The organism is Mycobacterium sp., from assembly GCF_032162605.1.
Lineage (GTDB): Bacteria > Actinomycetota > Actinomycetes > Mycobacteriales > Mycobacteriaceae > Mycobacterium.
Window position 1 is genome coordinate 1 of sequence record NZ_JAVROT010000414.1, and the last position, 7,528, is coordinate 7,528.

9 protein-coding genes are annotated in these 7,528 nt (G+C 68.6%); 3 read left to right on the top strand and 6 right to left on the bottom strand.

Translation table 11 applies throughout. The annotated features are described in order from the left end of the window. The 3 genes from QOI01_RS23485 to QOI01_RS23495 form a co-directional block, all read left to right on the top strand. The coding region (locus QOI01_RS23485) for a PEP-utilizing enzyme (protein WP_526385215.1) at window positions 1–1,642 on the top strand (1,642 nt) is incomplete at its 5' end. Window positions 1,643–1,669: 27 nt separating this feature from the next. Then, window positions 1,670–2,896, top strand: a complete 1,227-nt coding sequence (locus QOI01_RS23490; protein ID WP_526385217.1) for an acyl-CoA dehydrogenase family protein — start codon at window positions 1,670–1,672, stop codon at window positions 2,894–2,896. Further along, window positions 2,896–3,711 (top strand): tyrosine-protein phosphatase, encoded by an 816-nt coding sequence (locus QOI01_RS23495; RefSeq protein WP_526385219.1) that lies wholly within the window; start codon window positions 2,896–2,898, stop codon window positions 3,709–3,711. The genes QOI01_RS23490 and QOI01_RS23495 overlap by 1 nt, the downstream gene beginning before the upstream one ends. 1 nt (window position 3,712) lies before the next feature. Here the strand turns inward: QOI01_RS23495 and QOI01_RS23500 are convergent, their stop codons facing one another. The 6 genes from QOI01_RS23500 to QOI01_RS23525 form a co-directional block, all read right to left on the bottom strand. Beyond that, window positions 3,713–4,033 (bottom strand): EthD family reductase, encoded by a 321-nt coding sequence (locus tag QOI01_RS23500; RefSeq protein ID WP_526385221.1) that lies wholly within the window; start codon window positions 4,031–4,033, stop codon window positions 3,713–3,715. Between the two features lie 48 nt (window positions 4,034–4,081). Next, the gene (locus tag QOI01_RS23505; RefSeq protein WP_526385223.1) at window positions 4,082–4,564 is read right to left on the bottom strand and encodes a DUF456 family protein; all 483 of its coding nucleotides are present in this window, start codon (window positions 4,562–4,564) and stop codon (window positions 4,082–4,084) included. Between the two features lie 4 nt (window positions 4,565–4,568). Then, on the bottom strand, window positions 4,569–5,276 hold the full coding sequence (locus tag QOI01_RS23510; protein ID WP_526385225.1) for a haloacid dehalogenase type II: 708 nt from the start codon (window positions 5,274–5,276) through the stop codon (window positions 4,569–4,571). Continuing rightward, window positions 5,276–6,241 (bottom strand): NADPH:quinone oxidoreductase family protein, encoded by a 966-nt coding sequence (locus QOI01_RS23515; protein ID WP_526385227.1) that lies wholly within the window; start codon window positions 6,239–6,241, stop codon window positions 5,276–5,278. The genes QOI01_RS23510 and QOI01_RS23515 overlap by 1 nt, the downstream gene beginning before the upstream one ends. Before the next feature lie 6 nt (window positions 6,242–6,247). Beyond that, window positions 6,248–7,111, bottom strand: coding sequence for an SDR family oxidoreductase (locus QOI01_RS23520; RefSeq protein WP_526385229.1), 864 nt, complete (start codon window positions 7,109–7,111; stop codon window positions 6,248–6,250). A gap of 49 nt (window positions 7,112–7,160) precedes the next feature. Next, window positions 7,161–7,528 (bottom strand): aldehyde dehydrogenase family protein (locus tag QOI01_RS23525; protein WP_526385231.1); only part of this gene is annotated, 368 nt, incomplete at its 5' end.

Consider the following 7,528-nt stretch of genomic DNA (forward strand, 5'->3'; position numbering starts at 1 on the left):
GGTCGCGGCCGGCCCCGACGCCGACGGGGGTCGGCGCGTCGACGGCGAGTTCGACACCCCGATCGACCCCCGCTTCCCGGCGTTCATCGCCACCAATCTGTCCGAGGCCCTTCCTGGCCCGTTCTCCCCGTCGTCGGCGTCGGTCACGGTGTTGGGCACGCGCGCGGCGGGTCTGGTCATCTCCGAGCGACTGCGCCCGGGCGGAGCGGTGCAGCGGGAGATGTCCGTCCGGACCACCGGCGTGTTCGGCCACCGGCTGTACGCGGGCATCACGACTGGGCACTTCATGGCGCACACCGTGCCGTTCATCGACCCGGCGATCGTGCTCTCCGGGTTCTTCGGGCACACCGAGGACGGTCTGGAGCTCTTCGGTGAACAGCTGCCGCCCGTCGCCCCCCGCGGCATCGTCCGGCAACTCCGTGGCGGGTTGACGTTCGCCAACTGCCTGATCGGCCTGTCCGCGGGATCGGGTCGCGACACGCGGGACTTCGTGCGCGACGTCGAGACGCTGGAGTTCTCGGCGGCAGACCCGGCAGGTCTGGACGACCGACGGCTGCGCGAGCTGATCCTGCTCGGCCGCGACCACGTGGTACACGGCTGGGTGCTCGCCTCGGCGTCGATCCTGCTGTGCGCCGGCTACGGCGTCGTGCTTCGGCTCCTGTGCGGTCGCGACGTGCTGCCCGCAGCCGGATCCGACCTCGTCAGCGCACAGGCGCTCAGCGCGGTACATCGGCTGGCGGCCGCCGCACGGCGGGACCCGATCGCGGCGCAGCTGCTGTCCGAGCCCGAGATCGACGCGACGGCGCTGGCGTCGCTGGCGCCGGGGTTCTTCGGCGATCTGACCCGCGAGCTGGCGCTCATCGGCCACCGCGGGCCCAGCGAGGTCGAGATGCGCAGTGCCACCTACGCCGACGATCCCGACCTGCTGATCCGCATGGTGACCAAGGCATTGACCGCCACACCGCGGGAACTGCCGGCCCCACCCGACGTGCCGCTGCGGGCGAGGGCGGTCGCCGCAGCCGCGGCCGTCCAGATCCGCGAGCGCGAGGTCCGTCGCGACCGGATGGTGCGCGCGATCTGGGTGCTCCGAGGTCTGCTGCGCGAGTACGGCCGCAGGCTGGTCGACGCCGGTGAGATCCGTGAGGTCGACGACGTGTTCTACCTCCTTGTCGACGAGCTCGACGCACCGCCCGCCGACGTCGCCGCCGTGGTGGCCCGCCGCCGCGCGGAGCAGCTCACCCTGCGGGACCTGGTCCTACCGGAGGCGTTCAGCGGCCGCTGGCAACCGGCGGTCGCGCCCGCCCCCGAGCTCGGCGGCGGCGAGGTCCTGCACGGGATCGGGGTATCCGGTGGCCGGGCCTGCGGCCTGGTCCGCATCGTGGCGGCCGAGACCATCGACGATCTGCAGCCAGGGGAGATCCTCGTCGCCAAGGTCACCGACGTCGGCTACACCCCGGCGTTCGCCTACGCCGCGGCCGTCGTGACCGAACTCGGTGGCCCAACGTCGCACGCCGCGATCGTGGCCCGTGAGTTCGGGGTGCCGTGTGTCGTCAACGCGCGGGGCGCCGCCACCCGCCTGACGACCGGCACGCTGATCGAAGTCGACGGGGGCACCGGCGACGTCACCGTGCTCGAAGGGTGACCCGACGGGTGTCATATCGTGGCGGTCATGGACTTCGCAAGGTCGGCTAAAGCGCAGGATTACCACCAACGGCTCACCGACTTCATGACGGAGTTCGTGTTCCCCGCCGAACACCCCTACGACCAGTACCGGCTGGAGGCCGGGCCGAACGATCACACGGTGCCGCCGGTGGTGGAGGAGCTCAAGAAGCTGGCAAGGGACAGGGGGCTGTGGAACCTGTTTCTGCCTGCGGTGTCGGGGCTGACCAATCTGGAGTACTCGCCGCTGGCGGAGCTGTCGGGCTGGAGCATGGAGCTCGCTCCCGAGGCGCTGAACTGCGCGGCACCGGACACCGGCAACATGGAGACCCTGCACCTGTTCGCCACCGAGCAGCAGAGCAAGGACTGGCTGGAACCGCTGCTCAACGGCGAAATCCGCAGCGCGTTCGCGATGACGGAGCCCGCGGTGGCTTCCAGCGATGCGCGCAACATCGAGACGACGATGCTGCGCGACGGCGGCGACTACGTCATCAACGGCCGGAAGTGGTGGACTTCCGGCGCCAACGATCCGCGCTGCAAGATCCTGATCGTGATGGGTCGCACCAACCCCGACGCCGCGTCACACCAGCAGCAGTCGATGATCCTTGTGCCCATCGGCACCCCAGGAGTCACGATCGTCCGCTCGCTTCCGGTCTTCGGTTGGCAGGACCAGCACGGGCACGCCGAGGTCGTCTTCGACAACGTGCGGGTGCCAGTGTCGAATCTGCTCGGCGAGGAGGGCGGCGGCTTCGCGATCGCCCAGGCTCGCCTCGGCCCCGGTCGCATCCATCACTGCATGCGCGCCATCGGGGTGGCCGAGCGGGCGCTGGCGTTGATGGTCGACCGGGTGAACAAGCGCATCGCCTTCGGCAAGCCGCTGGCCGAGCAGGGCGTGGTGCAGCAGCAGGTGGCGTTGTCCCGCAACGAGATCGACCAGGCCCGGCTGCTGTGCGAGAAGGCGGCCTGGACCATCGACGAGCACGGCAACAAGGAAGCCCGCAACCAGGTCGCGATGATCAAGGCCGTGGCCCCGCAGATGGCGTGCAATGTCCTCGACCGCGCGATCCAGGTGCACGGCGCCGCCGGCATCAGTGACGACTTCCCGCTCGCGCGGCTGTACGGCTGGCACCGCGCGATGCGGCTGTTCGACGGTCCGGACGAGGTGCACATGCGCACGATCGCCCGCGCCGAGCTGGGTCGCGAGAAGACCCCGTTCGCGGCTGCGGTGACCGCGTAGTGGCGTCCACGGGCGGAGAGCTCTCGGGGGCGTGGAACTTCCGTGACGTCGCGGAGGAGACCGGGATCAAGCCGGGCCGCTTCTTCCGGTCCAGCGAGCTGAGCCGTCTGGACGACGCGGGCCGTACCGCCTTGGCGCAGTTCGGCATCGGGGATGTCGCGGACCTGCGGTCGTTGCGTGAGGTCGAGCGCCGCGGTCCCGGTCAGGTGCCCGACGGTGTCGCCGTGCACCTGCTGCCGTTCCACGAGCTGGCCGCCGACCAGGCCGACGCACCGCACGAGAGTGCCTTCGAGAACATGATGACCGCCAAGCCCGGAGGAGAGTCTGCCGAAGACACAGCCGTGGCGGCCGCGCGGTTCATGACCGACGAGTACGAGCGCTTTCCTGCGCTCCCCGGCGCGCACACCGCGGTGCGGCAGGTCATCTCCCTGCTGGCCGACCAGCGGCCCGTCATCGCCCACTGCTTCGCGGGCAAGGACCGCACCGGGTTCACGGTCGCACTGGTGCTGGAAACCGTTGGCGTGCCCCGCGATGCCATCGTGGCGGACTTCCTGCGCAGCAACGCGGCCGTGCCCCAACTGCGCGAGCGAATCCTGGAGTCGATCCGCAACCGTGCCGAGGAGACGACGACACCCGAGATCATCACGTTCGCCGAGGCGCGTCTCAGCGACGAGGTGCTCGGTGTGCGCGAGGAATACCTGGTAGCGGCCAAGCGCACGATCGATGCGGAGTACGGGTCGACGGCCGGCTACCTGGAGGCACTCGGTGTGACGGCCGAACAGGTGGCGCGGCTGCGCCAGGCGTTGGTCGCGTAGGTCAGTCGCGCGGTATCTCAACGTCCGAGAACAGCACGCGGACCCCGCCGGTGGACAATTGCGCCATGCCTTGGAAGAACGCGCCTGCCTCGGGTGTCGTGACGGCCAGGCTGGCGGCGTCGTAGTCGGGGTAGTAGAGGTCGATCATCCGGTAGGCGGGCGTCGGCGACCCGTCCTCCTTCGGCCACACCTTCGACGTCTCGAAGCGGATGTGGCCGGGGATCTTGCGCGCAGCGTCCAATTGTTCGGCCTCGTACGCTGATTCGAAGGCCTCCGGGTCGGTGGGGTTGTCGTAGATGACCGTGATCTTGGTTTCTGACATGACAACATCATGGACCCGTCCCGCATCCGCCGCACCACCTCTCCCGGGTCAGCTCAACAACACCCCAGCCACCCAGACCGCCGTTGCCAACAGCGCTCCGAGCAGCTCCACCCCGACTGACAGTGCGACGCCCTTGATCGCGTGCACCGTCGACGCCCACGCCAGTCGCTGATCGCGCCGCACGGCCAACTCCGCGAGGTAGACGCCGAGCACGAACCCCAGCACCAGCCCGAGCACCGGGACGACGAAGAACCCGACGATGCCGAGCACGCCGCCCGCCAGCAGGCTCCACGTGCCCACGTCGGCATTCTTCATCCGTCGCGCAGGCCACAGATACTTCACCAGCAGCGCGGCCGCCAGGATCGCGGTGGCGATTCCCAGCGTCGCCCACGCAAGAGTGGTCTTCTCCAGGAACGCCCAGACTGCGATCGCCGCGAACACCAGAACCGACCCTGGCAGCAGGGGCACCAGGATGCCGACCAACCCGACGGCGATCACCAACGCGACCAGGACGATCCCGCCGGTGCTCATCGCGTCACGCTCCGAGCTGCCCGGCGAGATCGAGGAAGTCGGTTGCGGTGTAGTCGAACTCGCCGACCTCGAACCCGGGTGGTCGGCGGCCGGGCCCACGTTCGAGCGGTCGGGCCACGTACGCCGTCATCAAGCCCGCGTCGCGCGCTGCCCGCAGATCGCTGGGGTGCGCCGCGACCAGCATCAGCTCCCCCGGCGCCACGTCGAGGAGGTTGGCGCATCCGAGGTAGGCCTCGGGATCGGGCTTGTAGTGGTGGAACAGTTCGGCGGAGATCACGCAATCCCACGGCAGCCCGGCGCGTTTGGCCATGTTGGTCAACAGCGAGACGTTGCCGTTCGACAGCGTCGTGATCACGAACCGCTGTTTCAGACGGGCCAGGCCGTCCACCGAATCGGGCCACGGGTCCAGCCGGTGCCACGCGAGGTTGAGCTGGTCGACATCCGCGTCCGGCATGGCGTCGATTCCGGCTCGATCGAGGAGTCCGTCGAGGATCAGGCGGTGCAGGGCGTCGATCTTCAACCACGGAAGCTCACCGCTGCGCACACGGTCCATCGCGGCCGGGTAACCGGCTCGCCAGTCATCGGCGAAGGCCGCCCAATCCTCGGCAAGGCCGTGCCTCTCCCCGAACATCTCCAGCTCGCCGATGATGCTGCTGCGCCAATCGACGACGGTCCCGAAGACGTCGAAGGCCAAAGCCCGCGGGCGGTTCATCACGGCACCAACACGACCTTGCCCCGCACGCCGCCGTTGGCCAGGCTCTCCAACGCCGCCCGCCCTTCCGACAGCGGATACCTCACCGGTGGCGGCGGCCGCAGCCCCGCGTCGATGAGCTTGCCCAACCCGACGCCGATCTCTGCCTGCGCGCCGGGCGTGCGGTTGATGAATTCACCCAACCCGACACCGACGACGCTGACGTTGCGCAACAGCAGCCGGTTGACCTTGACGGTCGGGATGCCGCCGCCCGAGGCGAAGCCCAGCACGAGCAACCTTCCCTCGGTCGCCAACACCCGAACCGCGTCGTCGAAGGCCTCCCCTCCAACGGGATCGACCACGACGTCCACGCCGCGGCCGTCGGTCTGTTCGCGGACCGCCTGGGCCCAGCCCTCGGTCAGCGGCATCACCACGTCGGCACCCAGCGACTCGACGAACTCCGTCGCCCCCTCACGGTGCACCATCGCGATCACCTTGGCGCCCAGCGCCTTTGCGATCTGGATGGCAGCGGTCCCGACTCCACCCGCCGAGCCGAGCACCAGCACGGTCTCGCCGGCACGCAGCGCAGCGCGTCGTTCCAGTGCGAAGTACATCGTGTAGTAGTTGCCCAGCAGACACACCGCGGCGCCGTCGTCGACGCCATCCGGCGTCGGGTTGACGCTTCCCACCGGCACGGCCACCCGTTCGGCCCAGGCGCCCAGCATGGACAGCGCCGAAACACGCTGCCCCGCCGTGAAGCCCGAGCCTGCGGGCGCTGATCGCACCACCCCCGCGATCTCGGTTCCCGGGACGAACGGAGGGTCGAGCTTCAGCTGGTACTCGCCGCGAATCAGCAGCAGGTCGGGAAAGCTGACCCCGGCCGCACCGACGTCGACGACGACCATCCCGTCGCCGGCTGGTTCGTCGACGTCGGTGTGGACCAACCCTGCTGGCCCGGAGAGTTCCTGCGCAACAAGCGCCTTCATGCAAGCTCAGCCGAGCTTGAAGCTGGCCGACTGCGCTGCCGACAGATCGGTGATCTCGCCCCACTTGCCTGCCACGTCGTCGACCGACGGCACATGAGCGAACGTCACGCCGTCGTTCTGGAACAGCGCCGTGCGCTGCACCTTGCCGCCACCGACGATGAAGATCGAATCCGTGTCGGGCAGTTCCTCGGTGCACAGGTAGGCCACCACGGGCGCCACGTACTCGGGCGTCAGCTTCTCGAACACCTCGGGCGGCAGGATGTCCTGCGTCATCCGGGTGGCGGCGATCGGCGCGACGGCGTTGGCCTTGATGTTGTACTTGGCGCCTTCCTGGGCCAGCGTGTTGATCAGGCCCACCAGGCCGAGCTTGGCGGCGCCGTAGTTCGCCTGCCCGAAGTTGCCGAACAGACCGCTGGTCGAGGTCGCGACGACCACGCGACCGAAGCTCTGCTCGCGGAAGTGCGGCCACGCGGCGCGAAGCACGTTGTAGCCGCCGTAGAGGTGGACCTTGAGCACCGCGTCCCAGTTGTCGAACGTCATCTTGTGGAACGTGCCGTCGCGCAGGATGCCCGCGTTGCTGACCACGCCGTGCACGGCGCCGAACTCGTCGAGCGCCGTCTTGATGATGTTCTCGGCGCCCTCGGACTCGGCGACGGAATCATAGTTCGCGACCGCTCTGCCACCCGTTTCTTTGATCTCGGCGACGACCTGGTCGGCCATCGCCGATCCGGCGCCTGATCCGTCACGGGATCCGCCGAGGTCGTTGACCACGACGCTGGCACCTTCGCGGGCGAGGGTCAGGGCGTATTCACGTCCGAGACCACCACCGGCACCGGTGACGACGATGACGCGATCCTGCACTCCGGGCATTGGGTTCCAATCTCTCGATCTTCACTGACGAGTCCTGTTTCGAGCTGGCTCAGAAGAGCTTGCGCGCCAGCTTCCACGCCTTCTCTGTATACGGCGGATAGATCATGGCGGTTAAGTCGGGTCGGGTGGGCTTGGTCAGCACCGACTTGCGGTGGCTGAACTCCTCGAAGCCGAACTTGCCGTGGTAGACCCCCATCCCAGACGGTCCCACGCCGCCGAACGGCAGCTTGGTGGTGGAAAACTGGAAGAGGAGGTGGTTGACCAGCATGCCGCCCGCCGACACCTCCTTGATGACCCGCTCCCGCACGCTCTTGGACTTGGTGAACAGGTAGACCGCCAGCGGCTTGGGCCTCGAGTTCACGAATTCGATTGCCTCATCAAGGGATTGGACGGTGACGATCGGCAGGATGGGGCCGA

What these genes read in the sequence shown, in the direction of transcription:
- QOI01_RS23490 (WP_526385217.1), top strand. Translation starts at nt 1,670, where the DNA reads ATGGACTTCGCAAGGTCGGCTAAAGCGCAGGATTACCACCAACGGCTC.
- QOI01_RS23500 (WP_526385221.1), bottom strand. Translation starts at nt 4,033, where the DNA reads ATGTCAGAAACCAAGATCACGGTCATCTACGACAACCCCACCGACCCG.
- QOI01_RS23505 (WP_526385223.1), bottom strand. Translation starts at nt 4,564, where the DNA reads ATGAGCACCGGCGGGATCGTCCTGGTCGCGTTGGTGATCGCCGTCGGG.
- QOI01_RS23510 (WP_526385225.1), bottom strand. Translation starts at nt 5,276, where the DNA reads ATGAACCGCCCGCGGGCTTTGGCCTTCGACGTCTTCGGGACCGTCGTC.
- QOI01_RS23515 (WP_526385227.1), bottom strand. Translation starts at nt 6,241, where the DNA reads ATGAAGGCGCTTGTTGCGCAGGAACTCTCCGGGCCAGCAGGGTTGGTC.
- QOI01_RS23520 (WP_526385229.1), bottom strand. Translation starts at nt 7,111, where the DNA reads ATGCCCGGAGTGCAGGATCGCGTCATCGTCGTCACCGGTGCCGGTGGT.